The organism is Streptomyces sp. N50, assembly GCF_033335955.1.
Classification (GTDB): domain Bacteria; phylum Actinomycetota; class Actinomycetes; order Streptomycetales; family Streptomycetaceae; genus Streptomyces.
This window is the reverse complement of record NZ_CP137549.1, coordinates 210,030-227,375: the sequence shown is the minus strand read 5'-3', so window position 1 is coordinate 227,375 and position 17,346 is coordinate 210,030. Positions and strand designations below refer to the sequence as shown.

General features: G+C 71.3%; 17 protein-coding genes and 1 pseudogene. 6 read left to right on the top strand and 12 right to left on the bottom strand.

The annotated features are described in order from the left end of the window. Positions 1–24: 24 nt before the first annotated feature. The gene (locus R2B38_RS01045; protein ID WP_318014473.1) at positions 25–423 is read right to left on the bottom strand and encodes a nuclear transport factor 2 family protein; all 399 of its coding nucleotides are present in this window, start codon (positions 421–423) and stop codon (positions 25–27) included. Positions 424–493: 70 nt separating this feature from the next. Between R2B38_RS01045 and R2B38_RS01040 the strand changes: the two genes are divergently transcribed. Both R2B38_RS01040 and R2B38_RS01035 read left to right on the top strand, forming a co-directional pair. After that, on the top strand, positions 494–1,057 hold the full coding sequence (locus R2B38_RS01040; RefSeq protein ID WP_318014472.1) for a PadR family transcriptional regulator: 564 nt from the start codon (positions 494–496) through the stop codon (positions 1,055–1,057). A 5-nt stretch (positions 1,058–1,062) separates the two neighbouring features. Further along, complete coding sequence (locus R2B38_RS01035) at positions 1,063–1,788, top strand: class I SAM-dependent methyltransferase (protein WP_318014471.1); 726 nt, start codon at positions 1,063–1,065, stop codon at positions 1,786–1,788. Between the two features lie 12 nt (positions 1,789–1,800). Here the strand turns inward: R2B38_RS01035 and R2B38_RS01030 are convergent, their stop codons facing one another. Then, positions 1,801–2,613 (bottom strand): alpha/beta hydrolase, encoded by an 813-nt coding sequence (locus R2B38_RS01030; protein WP_318014470.1) that lies wholly within the window; start codon positions 2,611–2,613, stop codon positions 1,801–1,803. A gap of 75 nt (positions 2,614–2,688) precedes the next feature. After that, positions 2,689–3,522, bottom strand: a complete 834-nt coding sequence (locus tag R2B38_RS01025) for an alpha/beta hydrolase (protein WP_318014469.1) — start codon at positions 3,520–3,522, stop codon at positions 2,689–2,691. Between the two features lie 141 nt (positions 3,523–3,663). On the opposite strand from R2B38_RS01025, the gene cynS reads away from it, so the two are divergent. Further along, a complete protein-coding gene (gene cynS / locus R2B38_RS01020) occupies positions 3,664–4,110 on the top strand; it encodes a cyanase (RefSeq protein ID WP_318014468.1) in 447 nt (148 codons plus the stop codon). 203 nt (positions 4,111–4,313) lie between these two features. Here cynS and R2B38_RS01015 read toward each other — a convergent pair whose 3' ends face one another. Together R2B38_RS01015 and R2B38_RS01010 are read right to left on the bottom strand one after the other, a co-directional pair. Continuing rightward, positions 4,314–5,459, bottom strand: coding sequence for an RNA polymerase sigma factor (locus tag R2B38_RS01015; protein WP_318014467.1), 1,146 nt, complete (start codon positions 5,457–5,459; stop codon positions 4,314–4,316). Then, complete coding sequence (locus tag R2B38_RS01010; RefSeq protein WP_318014466.1) at positions 5,456–5,881, bottom strand: YciI family protein; 426 nt, start codon at positions 5,879–5,881, stop codon at positions 5,456–5,458. The genes R2B38_RS01015 and R2B38_RS01010 overlap by 4 nt, the downstream gene beginning before the upstream one ends. 260 nt (positions 5,882–6,141) lie before the next feature. On the opposite strand from R2B38_RS01010, the gene R2B38_RS01005 reads away from it, so the two are divergent. Together R2B38_RS01005 and helR are read left to right on the top strand one after the other, a co-directional pair. Beyond that, positions 6,142–7,377 carry a glycosyltransferase gene (locus R2B38_RS01005; RefSeq protein ID WP_318014465.1) on the top strand — a complete coding sequence of 412 codons (1,236 nt, stop codon included), beginning with the start codon at positions 6,142–6,144 and terminating at the stop codon, positions 7,375–7,377. Between the two features lie 95 nt (positions 7,378–7,472). Beyond that, positions 7,473–9,674: an RNA polymerase recycling motor ATPase HelR gene (gene helR, locus R2B38_RS01000; RefSeq protein WP_318014464.1), complete on the top strand. Its 2,202-nt coding sequence runs from the start codon at positions 7,473–7,475 to the stop codon at positions 9,672–9,674. 53 nt (positions 9,675–9,727) lie between these two features. Here the strand turns inward: helR and R2B38_RS00995 are convergent, their stop codons facing one another. The 4 genes and pseudogenes from R2B38_RS00995 to R2B38_RS00980 all read right to left on the bottom strand — a co-directional run bounded on the left by R2B38_RS00995 (position 9,728) and on the right by R2B38_RS00980 (position 13,282). Next, positions 9,728–10,471: a GntR family transcriptional regulator gene (locus R2B38_RS00995; RefSeq protein WP_318014463.1), complete on the bottom strand. Its 744-nt coding sequence runs from the start codon at positions 10,469–10,471 to the stop codon at positions 9,728–9,730. 154 nt (positions 10,472–10,625) lie between these two features. Further along, positions 10,626–11,791: pseudogene (locus R2B38_RS00990) on the bottom strand (serine hydrolase domain-containing protein). Between the two features lie 98 nt (positions 11,792–11,889). Then, positions 11,890–12,354, bottom strand: a complete 465-nt coding sequence (locus tag R2B38_RS00985) for a nuclear transport factor 2 family protein (RefSeq protein WP_318014462.1) — start codon at positions 12,352–12,354, stop codon at positions 11,890–11,892. Further along, positions 12,314–13,282, bottom strand: coding sequence for an acetylxylan esterase (locus tag R2B38_RS00980; RefSeq protein ID WP_318014461.1), 969 nt, complete (start codon positions 13,280–13,282; stop codon positions 12,314–12,316). Before R2B38_RS00980 ends, R2B38_RS00985 begins: the two co-directional genes overlap by 41 nt. A 103-nt stretch (positions 13,283–13,385) precedes the next feature. On the opposite strand from R2B38_RS00980, the gene R2B38_RS00975 reads away from it, so the two are divergent. Further along, a complete protein-coding gene (locus R2B38_RS00975) occupies positions 13,386–14,744 on the top strand; it encodes an 8-oxoguanine deaminase (RefSeq protein ID WP_318014460.1) in 1,359 nt (452 codons plus the stop codon). Between the two features lie 248 nt (positions 14,745–14,992). Here the strand turns inward: R2B38_RS00975 and R2B38_RS00970 are convergent, their stop codons facing one another. The 3 genes from R2B38_RS00970 to R2B38_RS00960 form a co-directional block, all read right to left on the bottom strand. Beyond that, complete coding sequence (locus R2B38_RS00970) at positions 14,993–15,577, bottom strand: hypothetical protein (protein WP_318014459.1); 585 nt, start codon at positions 15,575–15,577, stop codon at positions 14,993–14,995. A 216-nt stretch (positions 15,578–15,793) separates the two neighbouring features. Next, positions 15,794–16,549 carry a ferredoxin reductase gene (locus R2B38_RS00965; RefSeq protein ID WP_318014458.1) on the bottom strand — a complete coding sequence of 252 codons (756 nt, stop codon included), beginning with the start codon at positions 16,547–16,549 and terminating at the stop codon, positions 15,794–15,796. Then, positions 16,542–17,147: a sulfite oxidase-like oxidoreductase gene (locus tag R2B38_RS00960; RefSeq protein WP_318014457.1), complete on the bottom strand. Its 606-nt coding sequence runs from the start codon at positions 17,145–17,147 to the stop codon at positions 16,542–16,544. The genes R2B38_RS00965 and R2B38_RS00960 overlap by 8 nt, the downstream gene beginning before the upstream one ends. Positions 17,148–17,346: the final 199 nt, after the last annotated feature.

Sequence of the window (17,346 nt, the reverse complement as noted above, 5' to 3'; positions counted from 1 at the left end):
CGCTCAGGGCTCAGGCACCGGGCCTCACGCGAGCCGCGCCTCCGCCTCCTTCGCGATCCGCTCGAACTGCGCACCCATGGCCGCCTGAAGAGCCTGCGCCCCCGACAACGGCCGCACCATGACCGTCAGTTCGTCGATCAGACCCTCCTCATTCACATGGATGAAGTCGCAGCCGGTCAGCTCCCGGTCGCCGACCCGCGCGGCGAACATCAGCGCGCTGTCGCTGCCGTCCGGGTCGCCGATCTCCCGTACGTACCGGAAGTCCTCGAAGACCCGTGCCACCCCGTGCAGGATCGCCGCGGTGATCGCCTTCCCGGGGTACGGCTTGAACACGACCGGGCTGGTGAAGACCACGTCCTCGGCCAGCAGCGCCTCGACGGCGTCCATGTCCTGCGCCTCGACCGCCTCACGGAACGCACGCATCGGCTCACCTCATAGTCAATTAGTTGAGTAGGTGTGGATGAGACTAATCAACGGCTGTTAGCGTGTCCACATGTCCCTCAAGTACGCGGTCCTCGCGGCCCTCCTGGAAGGCGAGGCCTCGGGCTACGAGCTGGCGAAGGTGTTCGACGTGTCGCTGGCGAACTTCTGGCCCGCGACACCGCAGCAGCTCTACCGCGAACTGGAGCGCCTCGCGCAGGACGGACTGATCGAGGCACGGGTCGTACAGCAGGAACGCAGGCCCAACAAAAGGATGTTCACGCTCACCGAGGCCGGCCGCCGCGACCTCGACACCTTCGCCGCCGAACCGCCCCGTCGCCCCACCGCCATCCGCGACGAACTCCTCATCAAGATCCAGGCCATGGACGGCACCGACCCCGCCGTGACCCGCGAGCTGATCGAGGAGCGCAGGTCGTGGTCGCGCGGCAAGCTCGACCGCTACGAGCGCGTACGGGACCGTCTTCTCGGCGGCCGGACCGAGGAGGAGTACCTCGGGGACGCCGAGCGCGTCGGGCCGTATCTCACGCTGATGGCCGGGATCAGCTTCGAGGAGGAGAACCTGCGCTGGTGCGAGCGCGTTCTGGCGATCCTCAAGCAGCGCGTTGCCCTAGGCTGACCCGGATGTTCAGCCCCGAAGGCCCCAGTCTGCGCGAACTCGCCGTCCAGGCCCTGTCGTCCGTCGAGCACGGCTACGACCTCCTCGCGCCCAAGTTTGACCACACCCCGTTCCGCACCCCGGCCCCGCTCCTCGACGCGGTCGCCACGATGCTGCGCCGCGTCGGCCCCTTCGACGACGGACTCGACCTGTGCTGCGGCACCGGCGCGGGCGTCGAGGTGCTGACGAAGGTGTGCCAAGTGAGCGTCACCGGCGTGGACTTCAGCGCGGGCATGCTCGACGTCGCGCGGGAGCAGGTGACGAGCAGTGAACCCCGCGTCTCTTGGGTGCGCGGCGACGCCCGGGCCCTGCCGTTCACTGCGGCCTTCGACCTGGTGGTGAGCTTCGGGGCGTTCGGCCACTTCCTGCCCCGCGAACTGCCGGGGCTGTTCGAACAGGTCCGCTCCGTACTGCGCCCTGGCGGCTGCTTCGCCTTCCCCGTCGTGGCACCGCCCCGCCCGACCTCTCCCGCGTACTGGATGCTGTCCGGCTTCGACGCGGCGATGAAGGTGCGCAACGCGGTCTGGCGACCGCCGTTCGTCATGTACTACCGGGACTTTCAACTCGGTTATGTGCGGCCGGAGTTGGAGCGGATCGGCTTCGATGTCGACCTCTACGCGCTGCCCGAGTTCGGAGACCGCGACGACGGCAGCCCCCGCGTCCGCATGGTCGCGGCGCGACGGCTGCCGTAGTCGCGGCGGGTCTCAACCGGTCGCTGTCGCCGCCGACTTGATGACCTTTGTGACCAGGTCGGGGTGGGAGATCATCACGACGTGCGAGGAGTCCACCACGGTCGTGTGCGAACCGGCCCGCTTGGCCTCGAAGCGCTCCAGGTCGGGTGCGATCGCCCGGTCCTGTGCCGCCACGACGGCCCACGAGGGGATGTCGCGCCAGGCCGCCGCCGTGGCGACGTCCGTGAACGCGGCCGCGCTGATGGGGCGTTGGGAGGCCCCCAGCAGTGCGGACGTGGCCGCCGGGAGGTCGGCGGTGAACACCGCGTGGAACTTCGCCGTCCGGATGGCCAGATCGGTACCGCCCGCGCCGTCGGGCAGCGGCTGCAAGGCGTCGCCCAGCTGCGACCCGGGGAACCGCGCCGCGAGTTCGCCCAGTTGCTCGCCCTTGTCGGGCATGAAGGCCGCGACGTACACGAGCGCCTTCACGCTCGCGTCGCCCGCGGCCGCCTGGGTGATCACCGCGCCGCCGTAGGAGTGTCCTACGACGACCTTCGGACCGTCGATCGTCTTGAGGATCGCGGAGATGTAGGCGGCGTCCGAGGTCAGCCCGCGCAGCGGATTGGCGGGCGCCACGACCGTGTACCCCGCCTTCTGGAGCCGGGAGGCCACGGCCGACCAGCTGGACGCGTCGGCGAACGCCCCGTGCACCAGGACCACGGTGGGCTTCGGCTTGGAGTGCGAACCCCCGGTGGCGGATGCCGCCGGGGCGGGGAGCGCGGTGGCCGCGAGGGTGCCGGCCGCCACAACTGCCCCCAGGAGCAAGGGTCTACGGGGAATCGTCATCGGTGGGCTCCGGTCGAGGTCGAGGAGATCGGCGTCGTACGCGTGCTCATCAATGCCCGGCAGCTGTACGGGAGTTCAGGCATATCGGCGCACGAACGACAAGGCGGTGTCCGCGACCTCCTGCCAGCCGTGGTCGATGGTCAGGGCGTGGCCCCGGTCCTTGATCTCGGTGATCTCGGTGACGTTCTTGTTGTGCTGCTGCTTCTTGTAGGAGGCGTTGGCGATCGACCACGGCACGGTGTGGTCCTTCTCGCCCGAGATGATCAGGAGCGGGCCGCGGTCGGGGTTCTCCGTGTCGACCTTCGCCTCGGTCCACGGGTTGAGGTTCGCCGTGGCCGCCTGGAACAGCGGAGCGCCCGGCGCGGGCACCGCGAACGTCTCGTACAACTCCCGTGCCTCCTCCTCACCGACGGCGTTGGCGAAGCCGTAGCGGAACTGGTCGTAGGTCAGGGGGACCGCGCGATTGCGGTTGGCGGGGTTGCTGAGGACCGGTGCGGAGGAGCGCAGCGCGGAGATCGGGAGGGGCAACACGCCCCGGAACGGCGCCGGGTCGATCGCCACGGACGCGGCGGACAGTCCGCGCCCGGCGAGGATCTGCGTGAGCAGTCCGCCGAAGGAGTGGCCGACGATCGCCGGCTTACGGGTCAGCGTGCCGATCAACTCGGTGAGGTGGTCGGCGACTTGGCCGACCGTCTTGCCCGCCATGACCTCGGGGTGCGCGTTGGCCTCCTCGACCGTCTCCGGGTCGTCGGGCCAGGACAGCGAGACCGGCGCGTACCCGGCCTGCTCGAAGTGCGCCGCCCAGCGGTCCCAACTGCTCGGCAACAGCCACAGACCGTGGACGAAGACGACCGGCGTGCGTTCGAGGGCGTTCGCCCGCTCGATCTGCTGTGCGTCGATGTGGGTCATGCCCGCAGTATGCGTCCGTGGGGTCCTGGAGTCTGGTGTACGGCCGCACTTGGTGCGGGAGGACGCCATTGTCGCGGCCTGGGTGATCTCCTACGCTGAACCGCGTGGGGGCAAGAGTGCTGTCCGGGAACGGAGTTGTACATGCTCAGCAAGGGTGAAGCCGGCGAAGCGGTCCGTCAGGCCAAGGTGAAGACCGGTGTCACATGGGCCCAGTTGGCGGAGGCTGTGGGCCGCCCGCTCGCGTGGACGACCGCGGCCCTGCTGGGCCAGCACCCCATGTCGAAGGACGAGGCGGCGACGGCCGCGGCTCTCCTGGAACTCGGCGAGGACGCCGCCCTCGCCTTCCAACTCCAGCCAACTCGGGGCGCGTTGGACGCGGCCGTACCCGTGGACCCGACGATCTACCGGCTCTACGAGGTCGTCCAGGTCTACGGACCCACCATCAAGGAACTGATCCACGAGGAGTTCGGCGACGGCATCATGAGCGCCATCAACTTCCGCCTCGACGTCAGCCGCGCGCCCGATCCGGCCGGTGACCGGGTCGTCATCACCCTCGACGGGAAGTACCTGCAGTACCAGTGGGAGTGATCGAGAGGTGCTCCTCGGCCCGGACCGTCAGGACGGCGAGGAGCAGTCCGCTCCAGCGGTTCGATGTGGTGGTGCCTGATATGTGGGATCAGCCCATGTGGACCGGAGCGGCGCTTTCAGTGGGCTGCTGTCGGCCGGCGGTGACGGCGAACGCGGTCACCGCGGCACCGGCCACGAACACGGCCCCGGCGGCGACATGTCCGTCAATGAGACCGGTGGGTGTTGAGCCGGGCGGCCTGGCGGGTCAGATGGTCGCGCTCGGCGAGATCGGGGGCCTTGCGCGCGGCCTCCGCGTACAGCCGGGCCGCCGTCTTGAGGTCGCCGTCGCGTTCGTGCAGATAGGCCGCCACCGCCGTGTACCGGGGGAGGGAGTCGTCCAGTACCGCGAGCGCGGCCAGCCCGGCGCGTGGGCCGTCGGCCTCGCCCACGGCGACCGCGCGGTTGAGGCGGACCACCGGGTTGTCGGTCAGGCGCGTGAGTTCGTCGTACCACTCGACGATCTGCACCCAGTCCGTCTCCTCGGCGGCGGGCGCGTCCGCGTGCAGCGCCGCGATCGCCGCCTGCGCCTGGAACTCGCCCAACCGGTCGCGGGCTAGGGCGACTTGGAGGATGGTGACGCCCTCGGTGATCGCCGACGTGTCCCAGCGGCCGCGGTCCTGCTCGGCGAGCGGGACCAGGCTGCCGTCCGGCGCGGTCCGGGCGGCGCGCCGGGCATGGTGCAGCAGCATCAGCGCGAGCAGGCCCGCGACCTCGGGGTGGTCGATCGCGGCGGCGAGCTGCCGGGTGAGCCGGATCGCCTCGGCGGCGAGGTCGACATCGCCGGAGTAGCCCTCGTTGAACACCAGGTAGAGGACGCGCAGCACGGTCGCGACATCGCCGGGCTGGTCGAACCGCACCTCGGAGACAGTGCGCTTGGCCCGGCTGATCCGCTGCGCCATCGTCGCCTCGGGCACGAGGTACGCCTGCGCGATCTGCCGGGTGGTGAGCCCGCCGACGGCGCGCAGGGTGAGCGCGACCGCCGACGACGGCGTCAACTTCGGGTGGGCGCACAGGAAGTAGAGCTGGAGCGTGTCGTCCGAGGCGGGCGCGGGCCCGGGGGCCGGCTCCTCCTCCACGAGGTCCTCGCGCCTGCGGCGGGCGGTCTCCGCCCGCGTCGCGTCGAGGAACCGCCGCCACGCCACCGTGACCAGCCAGCCCTTCGCGTCCCGCGGCGGATCGTCCGGCCACACCCGGACCGCCTCGACGAGCGCGTCCTGTACGGCGTCCTCGGCCGCCGCGAAGTCTGCTCCGCGGCGGACGAGGATCCCGAGCACACTCGGCGTGAGGCTCCTCAGCTGGACCTCGTTCACTTAAAGGTGCACTCCGTGTCCGTGATGGTGGAGTGCACGCCCAGGAACGGGCGCAGTTCCAGCCACTCGTGGATCGGCCTGCCACCGGCCCCGGGCGCGGCCGACAGCTCACCGGCCAGTTCCACGGCACGCTCGTAGCTGTCGACATCGATCACCATCCAGCCGGCGATGACGTCCTTGGTCTCGGCGAACGGGCCGTCGGTGACCGGCGGGCGGCCTTCGCCGTCGTAGCGGACGAACGTCCCCTCGGGGGAGAGCGCCTGGCTGTCGACGAACTCGCCGGTCTTCTCCAGCCGGGCCGCGAAGTCGTTCATGTACTGGACGTGGGCCGTGATCTCCTCGGGTGCCCACTGGTCCATGGGGACGTCGTTCACGGCGGTGGGGGCGCCGCGGTAGTGCTTCAGGAGCAGGTACTTGGCCATGGTCGTTCTCCTCGGTGCCGGTACGACCCATTGTGGGCGCGTTCACCTCGGGGACGGAGCCGGGCGCGGGATCTCGACATCGGCGGCGGATTTTCTCGCCGCGAGTTTCGCGAGTTCTGCGGGGGAGGGTGGAAAGGGAGGTGTCGTCACTCCTCTTCCCTTCTTAACGTATAGCGCACCGGGGGGCTTGCGGCAAGGCCCCCGTCGTGCCGCAGAATGTCCGGCCTGAGGGCATGACCTGCGGAAACGGGAGTCGCGGAATGCGTGTGTTGTTGACGACGTGGGGATCGCGCGGGGATGTCGAACCCGTGGCGGGACTCGCGTCGCGTCTGCTGGAGCTCGGCGCGGAGGTGCGTGTCGCCGCGCCGCCGGACGAGGAGTTCGTGGAGCTGTTGGCCCGGGCCGGTGTGCCGCTGGTGCCGCTCGGTCCGTCGGTGCGCTCGGTGGTGACCGGGGCGAGGCCGCCGTCGGCGGCGACCGCGTTCCAGCTCGCGCCCGAGCTGGTCGCCGCCCGGTACGAGACGCTGCTGCCGGCGGCCGAGGGGTGCGACGTGCTGCTGGCGAGCGGCCTGATGCCGACCGGCGCCCGCTCGGTGGCCGAGAAACTGGGCATCCACTATGTGTTCGCCTGCTTCCACACGGCCGGTCTGCCGTCGTCGAAGCACCGGCCGCCGTCGCGGCCCGGCCACCAGTCCTCGCTGGAGGAGACCGACATCAAGGTGCTGTGGGAGGAGGACGCCCAGCGGGTGAACGCGCTGTACCGCGAGGCGGAGAACCGGCACCGGGCGGCGATCGGTCTGCCGCCGGTGGACAACGTCCGCGACCACGCGTTCACCGAGCGGCCGTGGCTGGCCTCGGACCCGGACCTGTTCCCGTGGCAGGACCAGACGGATCTCGACCTCGCGGTGACCGGGTCGTGGATCCTGCCCGACGAGCGCCCGCTCCCGGCGGATCTGGAGGCGTTCCTGGAGGCGGGCGGGCCGCCGGTGTACGTGGGCTTCGGCAGCATGGCCCTGCGCACCTCGCCGGACGCCGCCCGGATCGCCGTCGAAGCGGTCCGCGCGCAGGGCCGCCGTGTCGTCCTCGGCCGCGGCTGGGCGGACCTGGCCCCGATCGACGACCGGGACGACTGTTTCGGCGTGGGCGAGGTCAACCACCAGGCGCTGTTCGGCCGGGTCGCCGCGGTCGTGCACCACGGCGGTGCGGGCACCACGACGGCGGCCACGCTGTCCGGCGCGCCTCAGGTGGTCGTGCCGCAGATCGTGGACCAGCCATACTGGGCGGCACGGGTGGCCGAGCTGGGCATCGGCGTGGCGCACGACGGTCCGACGCCGACCTACGACTCCCTGTCGGCCGCGCTCGCCACCGTCCTGGCCCCCGATGTCCGGACCCGGGCACGGACCGTGGCGGGCATGCTCCGCACGGACGGGACGACAGTGGCCGCGAAGATGCTCCACGACATGGTCAGCGGGGAAGGGCGGTCCACGCACGCGTGAACCGGCCGAACCGAGCACACGAGAAACAGCACGCACCGGTCCCCACGCCCAGCCGCACGCCGGGCCGTGAGCGACCCCAGATCGGAATTGATGCCGTGAACCCCCTGACCACCAGCGCCTTCGACCTTCCCGACCGGCTCTCCGCCAAGGCCGACCCGGCGCTGATCGCCGCCGACGAGCAGCACTTCGCGGCGATCGCGGAGAGCCTCGACCGGTCGATCGCGGAACTGACCGAGAGCCTCGACACCGCGCGCAGGGCACCCGGCGGCATCGGCCGGGCGGCCATGGACCGGGACACGGAGATCCACCGGCTCACCACACGGCTGCGCACCCTACGTCGCTTCGGCCTGGACCTGTGTCTTGGCCACATGGTGGACGCCGACACCTCCGAGCCCGTGTACATCGGACGGCTCGGCCTGACCGACAGCACGGGCCGGCGTCTGCTCCTCGACTGGCGCTCCCCGGCGGCGGAGCCGTTCTTCGGCGCGACCCACGCCAACCCGATGGGGCTGGCGAGCCGCCGCAGGTACCGCTGGACGCGCGGCCGGATCAGCGACTACTGGGACGAGGTGTTCACCGCCGACGGCTTCGCCGGGCACGCCGCGCTCGACGACCAGTCCGCGTTCATCGCCAGCCTCGGCGGCAACCGCTCGGGCCGGATGCGCGACGTCCTCGGCACCATCCAGGCCGACCAGGACGCCATCATCCGCGCGGGATCACGCGGCGCGCTCGTCGTCGACGGCGGCCCCGGCACCGGCAAGACCGTCGTCGCCCTGCACCGCTCCGCCTACCTCCTCTACTCCGATCCGCGGCTCGGGCACCGCAGGGGCGGCGTGCTGTTCGTCGGTCCGCACCGGCCCTATCTGGACTACGTCGCCGACGTCCTGCCCAGCCTCGGCGAGGAGGGCGTGCAGACCTGCATCCTGCGGGACCTCGTCGCCGAGGGCGCGGCGGCGGTCGTGGAGGCCGACCCGGAGGTGGCGCGGCTGAAGTCGTCCGTGGAACTGGTGCGGGCGATCGAACCCGCCGTCCGGTTCTACGAGGAGCCGCCCACCAAGGGCATGAACGTCACCACCCACTGGTCCGACATCCCGCTGAGCGCCGAGGACTGGGCCGTCGCGTTCGAGGCCGCCGAACCCGGCACCCCGCACAACGAGGGCCGCGAGCAGGTCTGGCAGGAACTGCTCACGATCCTGGTCGACAAGCACGACGACACCGCCGCGCCGCAGGACGGAGAGGGCGGGCAGGTCACGCCCGAGCAACTCCGCCGCTCGCTGCGGCAGAACCGGGAACTGCTCACCGCCTTCAACCGCGCGTGGCCGCTGCTCGAAGCGGCCGACCTCGTCGGCGACCTGTGGACGGTACCGGCGTACCTGCGCAAGTGCGCCCCCTCGCTGAGCCGCGACGAGGTGCAGCGGTTGCAGCGGGCGGACGCGCAGGCCTGGACGGTGTCCGACCTGCCGCTGCTCGACGCGGCACGCCAACGGCTCGGCGACCCGGAGTCGGCGCGCCGCAAGCGCCGGCAGGAAGCCGCCGTCGCCGCCGAGCACTCCCGCCGGACCGACGTCATCGACAGCCTGCTGCAGAACGTCGAGATCGACGAGAGCGAGGGCGCGATGGGCATGCTCCACGGAAAGGACCTGCGGGACGCGCTGATCGACGAGGCCGCGCAGGTGTCCGCCATCGAACCCGACCTGCTCGCCGGGCCGTTCGCGCACATCGTCGTGGACGAGGCACAGGAACTGACCGACGCGGAATGGCAGATGCTCCTGCTGCGCTGCCCGTCCCGCAGCTTCACCGTCGTCGGCGACCGCGCCCAGGCCCGGCACGGCTTCACCGAGTCGTGGCAGGAACGGCTGAGGCGGGTCGGCCTCGACCGCGTCAACCTGGCCTCCCTGACGGTCAATTACCGCACCCCGGAAGAGATCATGACGGAAGCCGAGCCGGTCATCCGTGCCGTGCTCCCGGACGCCAACGTGCCGACCTCCATCCGCAGCAGCGGCATCCCCGTCGTGCACGGACACACCGCCGAACTGGAGTCGGTCCTGGACACCTGGCTCGCCGAGCACGCGGACGGGATCGGCTGTGTCATCGGTACGGCCGAGACGGACGCGGACATCTTCCGGGCGAGGCCGCGCGTCCGGGCGCTGACTCCCGTGCTGTCCAAGGGACTTGAGTTCGACCTGGTCGTCCTCCTCGACCCGGAGCAGTTCGGCGAGGGCATCGAAGGAGCCGTCGATCACTATGTGGCGATGACCCGGGCGACGCAGCAGCTGGTCGTGCTCACAAGCGCGTAAGTCGGCTCGGCGCGCGGCGAGTTGGGACCCGCCGCGCGCCGACCTCCTTGGCGTCAGCCCGCTGCGGGCAGCGTGAACTCGTAGATCAGGGCGTCCTGTTGGGCCTCCACCACCAGGTCGGTGATCTCCAGCGGGCGCGTGTACTGGTCGTGCACGCGGCGGGTCACGCGCACCGAGGGCGCGTCGGCGACCTGGGTGATCGCGTCCCGGTGGTGCAGGGTCAGGCCGGCCCGGCGCATCCAGTCGTAGGTGCGCCGGAGTTGGGCTGCGGCGGAGCCGTCGGCGCGGTCGCGGTAGCGGGCCAGTTCCTCCACCTCGGCCAGCGCCACCGCCGAGAAGGACGTGAGGGCCGTACGGAGTCCGCTGCCGTCGGCCGCCGCGGACGCGTAGCGGTGCACCAGGGTCGGGCGGTGCGGGGCGATGCCCAGGGCCTTCGCGTGGTCCGGCGGGGGAGTCTCCCAGGCCACGGTGGCCCGGTCGAAGCCCGTCGGGTCCGTGCTGCGGGCGCCGACCGGGAAGGTGAGCGAGGACGGGGTCTCGACGGGCTGTCCGGCCAGGGTGGCGTGGCTGCCGCGCCGGTCGGTGGCGACCAGGCCGTCCCTGCGCAGCACCTCCAGCGCCTGTCTTATGGTCTCCCGGCTGACCTGGAAGTGTTCGGCCAACTGCCGTTCGCCGGGCAGGCGTTCACCGGGCGGGATGGTGCCGTCGTGGAGTTCGCCGAGCAGTTGGGTGGCGACCTTCCCGTAGAGGGGCTGGTCGTCGGCGGTCGGGTGGTCGTGGGGGGTGGTGCGGGCCATGCCGCGCCTCCTGTTGGTGACAAGACTGATTGCAGAACTGGTGACGATTCGTAGCCGTGCGGGCTCGTTGCGCGACCAGATCTAGCATTGGTCTAAACCACCAGGGAAGAGCGGCAGGGCAGTTAGGCCGAAAGCGACCCGCGCCGATCACCCCTCACAGGGCCTCGTGCACGGCGTCGATCAGGGTCATCTTCCGCGGGTCGTCGGCGATATGAGGCCCCATCCGGTTCATCACATAGCCCATCGACACCCCCGCCTCCGGGTCGGCGAGACCGAAGGAGCCGCCGAACCCGTCGTGTCCGAAAGCCCTCGGGTTACGGCCGTACGATCCGTTCGGGCCGCTGAGCCACAGGCCGAGCCCGACCTCCGTGTCGTGCGCGAAGCCCGAGCCGAGCACCAGGTCACGGCAGCTGCCCTGCCCCTCGCGCACCCGCTCGGCCGCCTCGGGGGAGAGGACGCGGTGGCCGTCGTAGGTCCCGCGCCCGGCGAAGACGCCGTAGAGCGCCGCTATGGCGCGTGCCGTGCCGTGGCCGTTCGCGGCCGGGATCTCCGCGGCGCGCCACTCGGGGTGTTGGCCTCGGCCGCGCCCGCGAGCGGGTTGGTCAGTGCGGCGATGGCAGCGGGCGCCAACTGGCTGAAGACCGCGGCCTGTTCACTCGCCGACGCGGCGGGCGGATGCACCAGTTCGGCCGCCCGGCCGGCCTCCTTCTCGGGCAGCCCGATGGTGAAGTCGATGCCGAGCGGGCCGGTGACCTCGCGCTCCAGGAAGGCGCTCGGCAGCAACCCCGAGACGCGGCGCACGACTTCGCCGACGAGGAAGCCGTAGGTCAGCGCGTGGTACCCGGATTGCGTGCCCGGTTCCCACCAGGGCTCCATGGCCGCGAGGCGTTCTGTGGTCAACTCCCAGTCGTAGAGCTGCGCGAGGGAGTGCGGCTCGCGCAGGCCCGCCAGTCCGGCGCGGTGGGAGAGCAGGTGGCGTACGAGGATGTTCTCCTTGCCGGCGGCGGCGAACTCCGGCCAGTACGTGGCCACTTGGGCGTCGAGGTCGAGCAGGCCGCGGTCGGCGAGGATGTGCGCGCACAGGGCCACCGGGCCCTTCGTCGTCGACCACACGTTGACCAGCGTGTCCCGCTCCCAGGGGCGGGTGCGGGCCGCGTCGGCCCAGCCGCCCCAGAGGTCGACCACGGTCTCGCCGTCGATGGTGACGGTCACTGCGGCGCCCAGTTCGTCGCGGTCCCGGAAGTTCTCCTCGAACGCCGTGCGGACCGCCGAGAAGCGCGGGTCGCAGTGGCCGTCGACGGCTGGCTGGTGCTCGGACATGGGGCCTCCGTGGTGTGCCGGACGCCCGGGCCGCGACGCTGCGGCCCGGACCCCCTGAACATACCGACTGGTCGGACTGACCGGAAGGCGCCGTACGCTCAGTTCGGGAACTTCAGGAACAAGGAGCCGGTCGGCTCCCGGTGCCCCGGCTCCGTGTGCCAGTAGTCGCGGGTCTCCACGGCCAGACCGTCGCCGTCGAAGCGCACGAAGACGCAGCCCGCGAGGGTGGACGGTTCGCCGTCCTCCTCGGCCAGCACCCTGAACTCGGCCACGGTGACGCCGTGTTGGCCGACGACCGGCGCCGAGAACCGCACATCGCCCACCTGCTCCGACGCGAACGACCACCGGAGACAGTCGCCCAACTCGGCCCGCCCCCGGTGGGGTTCACGGAACGGCATCGAGCGGTGGACGCAGTCCTCGGCGTACAGCTCCAGCAGCGCGGCCACGTCGTGCTCGGCCCAGGCGCGCGCCCAGACCCGCACGAAGTGTTCGGCGGCCTCATACGTGTCCGTACCGCACCCCTCAGACGTACGACCGCAGCCAGTCCAGCTTGGTCGCGTCATGGTAAGGGCCGCCGCCCTCATGGTCGTTGAAGTCGTACACCTCGATCTTCTTGTCCTCGTGCGCCCACGCGTTGAACACGGCGAACACCGTGGAGGGCGGGCAGGTCTGGTCCTCCAGGGCCGTCGAGAAGAGGGCGGGAGCGCGGCCCCGGGACGCGAAGTGGACGGCGTCGAAGTACGAGAGCGTGCGCAGGACGTCGTCCGTGCGGCCGCGGTGGGTCTTGAGGTAGCTGCCGATCTCGCGGTACGGGTGGCGGTCCGTGAGGGTCGCGGCGCGCGGGTAGTCGCACAGGAACGGCACGTCCGGCGCGATCGCGGCCAGGTCGCCGACCAGCCCGCCCACGGCGATGGCGATGCCGCCGCCCTGGCTGGCGCCGAGGGCCACCGTGCGCGCGGGATCGACCAGCGGGTGCGAACGGGCCGCCTCGACGGCTCGCACGGCGTCCGTGAACACGCGGCGGTAGTAGTAGTTCTCGGGGGCGTCGATGCCCCGGGTCATGAAACCGGGGTACGCGGGCGCGCCGCCCACCGGGTCCGGAGTGCCACCGCCGCCGCCCCACGCGCTGCCCTGCCCGCGCGTGTCCATCACGAAGTGCGCGCGGCCCGTCGAGGCCCACAACAGGTTCTCGTGCGGGAGGCCGCGCCCGCCGCCGTAACCGACGAACTCCACTACCAGCGGCAGGGGTTGGGTCGCGTCGGCCGGCAGTCGCAGCCAGCCCTTCACCGGGTGACCGCCGAACCCGGCGAACGTCACGTCGTACACCTTCACCGTGGACAGTCCCGTGTCGACCGGTTCGAAGCGGGCGTCCAGATCGTGCTCACGGGTCTCCTGGAGGGTCTTGGACCAGAAGGCGTCGAAGTCCTCGGGCTCGGCGGACTCGCTGCGGTAGTCGCGGAGTTCGTCGAGCGGAAGGTCGAACAGGGCCATCGATGACCGCCTTTGTGAAGGGTGAGCGCAGATGATCACACCGTACGTGTGACATCGGAGGACTCGCCAGGCTTTTACGCCGCCCCGCGCCTACCCTGTCGGCATGTCGTCTGCCGTGGATCTGCTGGTCAAGGACGCCGAACTGCTCGTCGTGGACGGTGAGCGGGAGATCCCGGGCGGCTGGGTCGCCGTCACGGGTGGCCGGGTCACCGCCGTCGGCGCGGGAGGGTCCGAACCCGAGGCGAGTACGACCCTCTCCGCATCCGGGCGGCTCGTCACCCCCGGCCTGATCAACACGCACCACCACATCTACCAGAACCTCACCCGCTCCTACGCCCCCGCCGTCAACGGCACCCTCTTCGACTGGCTGACCACGCTCTACCCGCTGTGGGCGGGCCTCGACGAGGAGGCCGCGTACGTGTCGGCGTACGTCGGTATGGCGGAACTCCTCATGGGTGGCTGCACCACATCCTCCGACCACCTCTATGTGCATCCGCGCCCCTTCCTGGTCGACGCAGAGATCCGCGCCGCCCGTGACATCGGCTTCCGCTTCCACGCGACCCGAGGCTCGATGACCCGCTCCGTCGAGGACGGGGGACTGCCGCCCAGGAGCGTCACGCAGAGCACGGACGAGGTGCTGGCCGACAGCGAGCGGCTGATCAAGGCCCACCACGACCCGGAACCGGGCGCGCTGATCCGGGTCGCGCTGGCTCCCTGCTCGCCGTTCTCGGTGACGAAGGACGTGATGACGGCGACCGCGGAGCTCGCCGAGCGGTACGACGTGCGCCTGCACACGCACCTCGCCGAGGACCGCGACGAGGACACCTACTGCCTGGAGACCTACGGCTGCCGGCCCGTCGAGTACTTCGAGGACACCGGGTGGATGAGCGACCGGACGTGGGTCGCGCACTGCATCTACCCCAACGACGACGAACTGCGCCGCCTCGCCGCCGCGGGCGTGGGCGTGGCGCACTGCCCCAGCTCCAACATGCTCATCGGGGGCGGCACGGCGCGAGTGAAGGAGATGCGCGAGCTGGGTCTGCCGGTGGGGATCGGCTGCGACGGTTCCGCCTCGACCGATCACGCCTCGTTGTGGATGGAGACGCGGGGTGCGCTGCTGCTGGGGCGGTATCGGGGCGGGCCCGGTGCGATGACCGCGCGGGACGCCCTCGACATCGCCACCCGGGGTTCGGCGCGGTGTCTGGGGCGGGCCGACGAGTTGGGGCATCTGCGGCCGGGGGCCTGTGCCGACCTCGTTGTCTGGGATCTGCACGAGGTCGCGCTGGCCGGAGCGTTGAGTGATCCCGTCGAGGCGTGGCTGCGGTGTGGGCCCGCGCGGGCGTGGACGACCGTGGTGGGCGGGCGGGTGCTGGTGGAGCGGGGCGAGCCGGTGCTGGCGGGGTTGCGGGATGTGCTGCGGGACCATGGGCGGGTTGCTCGGCGGATGCAGCGCGCGGTGTAGGGAGGGGAGGGGTGGGGAGGCGGGGGCTGAGGGTGGGGTGAGGGTGGGTTGAGGCGGGATGTCTCAACTGCCTTGTGGGTGTGGGCTGTTGGGGTGTGAGGACGGTCGAGGTGGCCACGGGTGACTCGCCACGCCCGGCGCGCGCGGTCTCCGGTGCGTCACGCTCGCCGCGCGGCACACCGGGTCCGTCACGCCCGCTGCCTGTCGCATCGGGTCCGTCACGCCCGCCGCCCGTCGCATCCGGTTGGTCACGCCCGCCGTCGCGTCCACTGCGGTTCCGTCAGCGCCCAGTCCCGTTCCCACTCGGCCAACCGGTGTCGGAGGGAGATCCGTTGGGTCACGGCGCGCGCGAGCAGGGCCACGCCGATCACACCGGCCGCCGACCACACGCCGACGGTCAACGTGTGCTGCCAGACAGCTACTTCACCCGGTGGCGGGGCGACACTGTGGCCCTTGGCGTCGAGCCATACGGCCACCACGTCACCGCGTCCCGTGCCCGCGGGGACCGCGACCGTGGCCGTACGCGAGCCCCTGCCCGGTTCCGTCCAGCGCACCGCCACCGGGAAGCTGCGCGGGCGGTTCCCCTCCACCGAGGGGAGTTCGGCGGGCGGGGTGCCGATGACCTTCGCGTGGACGCGGTGGCGGTCGGCGTGCTGGGTCGCGGCGATGGTCCGGGCCTGGTCATGGGCCCACAGGCCCGCTGCGGCGCCGGCCAGGGGCGCGCCGACGAACAGCAGGAGGGTGACGGCCAGCGCTGTCCACGCCTCCACGACATCCGACCGGCGCCGCAGCGGATTCCGCCGCCGGCGTCGACTCCGTACCCGGGTCCGCATGTCGGTCTCCTCGCCGTCACCGGAGCCGAGGAACCGTAAGGCCGGAAGCCCCTGTGGGGCCGGTCCGCCGCCGCCTCGACACCGCGCACGCATGCGAGCGTCCACACAGAAGTCGTACCCCCTCCGAGGTACTTCTCTCAACCGGAGCCGAGTGGATCGGCCGGGAGGGCGCGTGCCGCCGGGCCGATCCTCAGACGAACCGAACCGAACCGATCCTCAGCCGAACCGCTCGATGCGGATGCGGTCCACCGGCTGGCCCGCCTCGACCAGCAGCCGGGAGGCGTGCTCGGCGAAGCCGTTGGAGCCGCACACATAGGCCTCCCACCCACCGGCGGGCTGCTCGGCCAGGAGGGGCGCCACATGTGCGGCGGCCATACGTCCCACCGGCACACCCTCCGGCGCGCTGCGTGTGAACACGGCCGTGGTCTCCGCGCCGTACTCCCGCGCGTAGATCAACTCCTCGGGACTGCGCGCCGACACCACCAGCCGCAGCGGCACGGACAGGTCCCGTGCCCGGTGCTGCCGGAGCATCGACATCAGCGGTACGACCCCGGAACCGGCGCCCAGCAGCAGGGCGGGCCGGTCGCCGGGCCAGGCGAAGAAGCCGCTCAGCGGGCCGCGGACCTCGACCTCGTCACCGGGCCTGGCCACCGTGTGGAACCAGCCCGACACCTCGCCGCCCTCGACGTGGTCCAGGGTCAGCTCCACATGCCCGGTGTCGTCCGGGTGCGAGGCGATCGAGTAGTGGCGCTGTGCCACATAGCCGTCCTCGGCACGCAGCCGCAGCATCAGGTGCTGGCCGGGCAGATGGCCGCCCCAGCCGGGCACCGCGAAGCGGAACGTGGCGGCGTGCGGGGTCTCCCGGCGGATCTCGGTGAGCGTGGCGGTCTGCCAGACGGCGGCGGCGCGGTTGCTCACGGCGATGCGTCCCGGCACCGCGAACTTCGTGGTCGGCGCGAAGGTGTCAGTCACCGGAGTACCGCTGTTCCTCCCAGGGGTTGCCCCGGGCGTGATAGCCGTTCTGCTCCCAGAAGCCGGGCTCGTCGTGGTCGAGGAGACGCAGGCCCGCGATCCACTTGGCGCTCTTCCAGAAGTACAGGTGCGGCACCAGCAGCCGGGCGGGGCCGCCGTGCTCGGCGGGCAGCGGCTTGCCGTCGTACTCCCACGCGATCCAGGCGCGACCGCCGGTCACGTCTTCGAGCGGGAGGTTCGTGGTGTACCCGGTGTGCGAATACGCGACCACATGTGTGGCGGACACATGGGGCCGCACCACATCGAAGAACGCGTCCAGCGAGACACCCCCGAACCGCACCCCGAACTTCGACCAGCTCGTCACACAGTGGATGTCACCCTCGTAGGCAGACGCGGGCAGTTCGTGTGCCTGCGTCCAGTTCCAGGTGCGCGGGTGCTCCACGAGTCCGTCGACGCGGAACGTCCAGTCGGCCGGTGCGAGGTCGGGGGTGACCTCGGCGGACAGGACGGGCCAGTCGTCGCCCGCATCGTACTGGCCGGGCGGCAGGCCGGCGTCGGGGACGCGCGGGCGTCCGGTGAAGCCTCGGGTGACGTGCATACGGGTGGTGCCTCCAGGCCGCTGCGGCGCGGGTCCGCCGGGCGAGCGTGATCAGTGGTTTCTCGTTTCAACGGTACGCGTCCACCAGGTATGCCCAGGTCCGGGGGCGGCCGGCGATCATTGCGGCCGTATGAACTCTCCCCGCGCAGGGGAATAGCCGCCCGGGGACCGACCTTGGTCTTCAGTGCGGCTTGAGTAC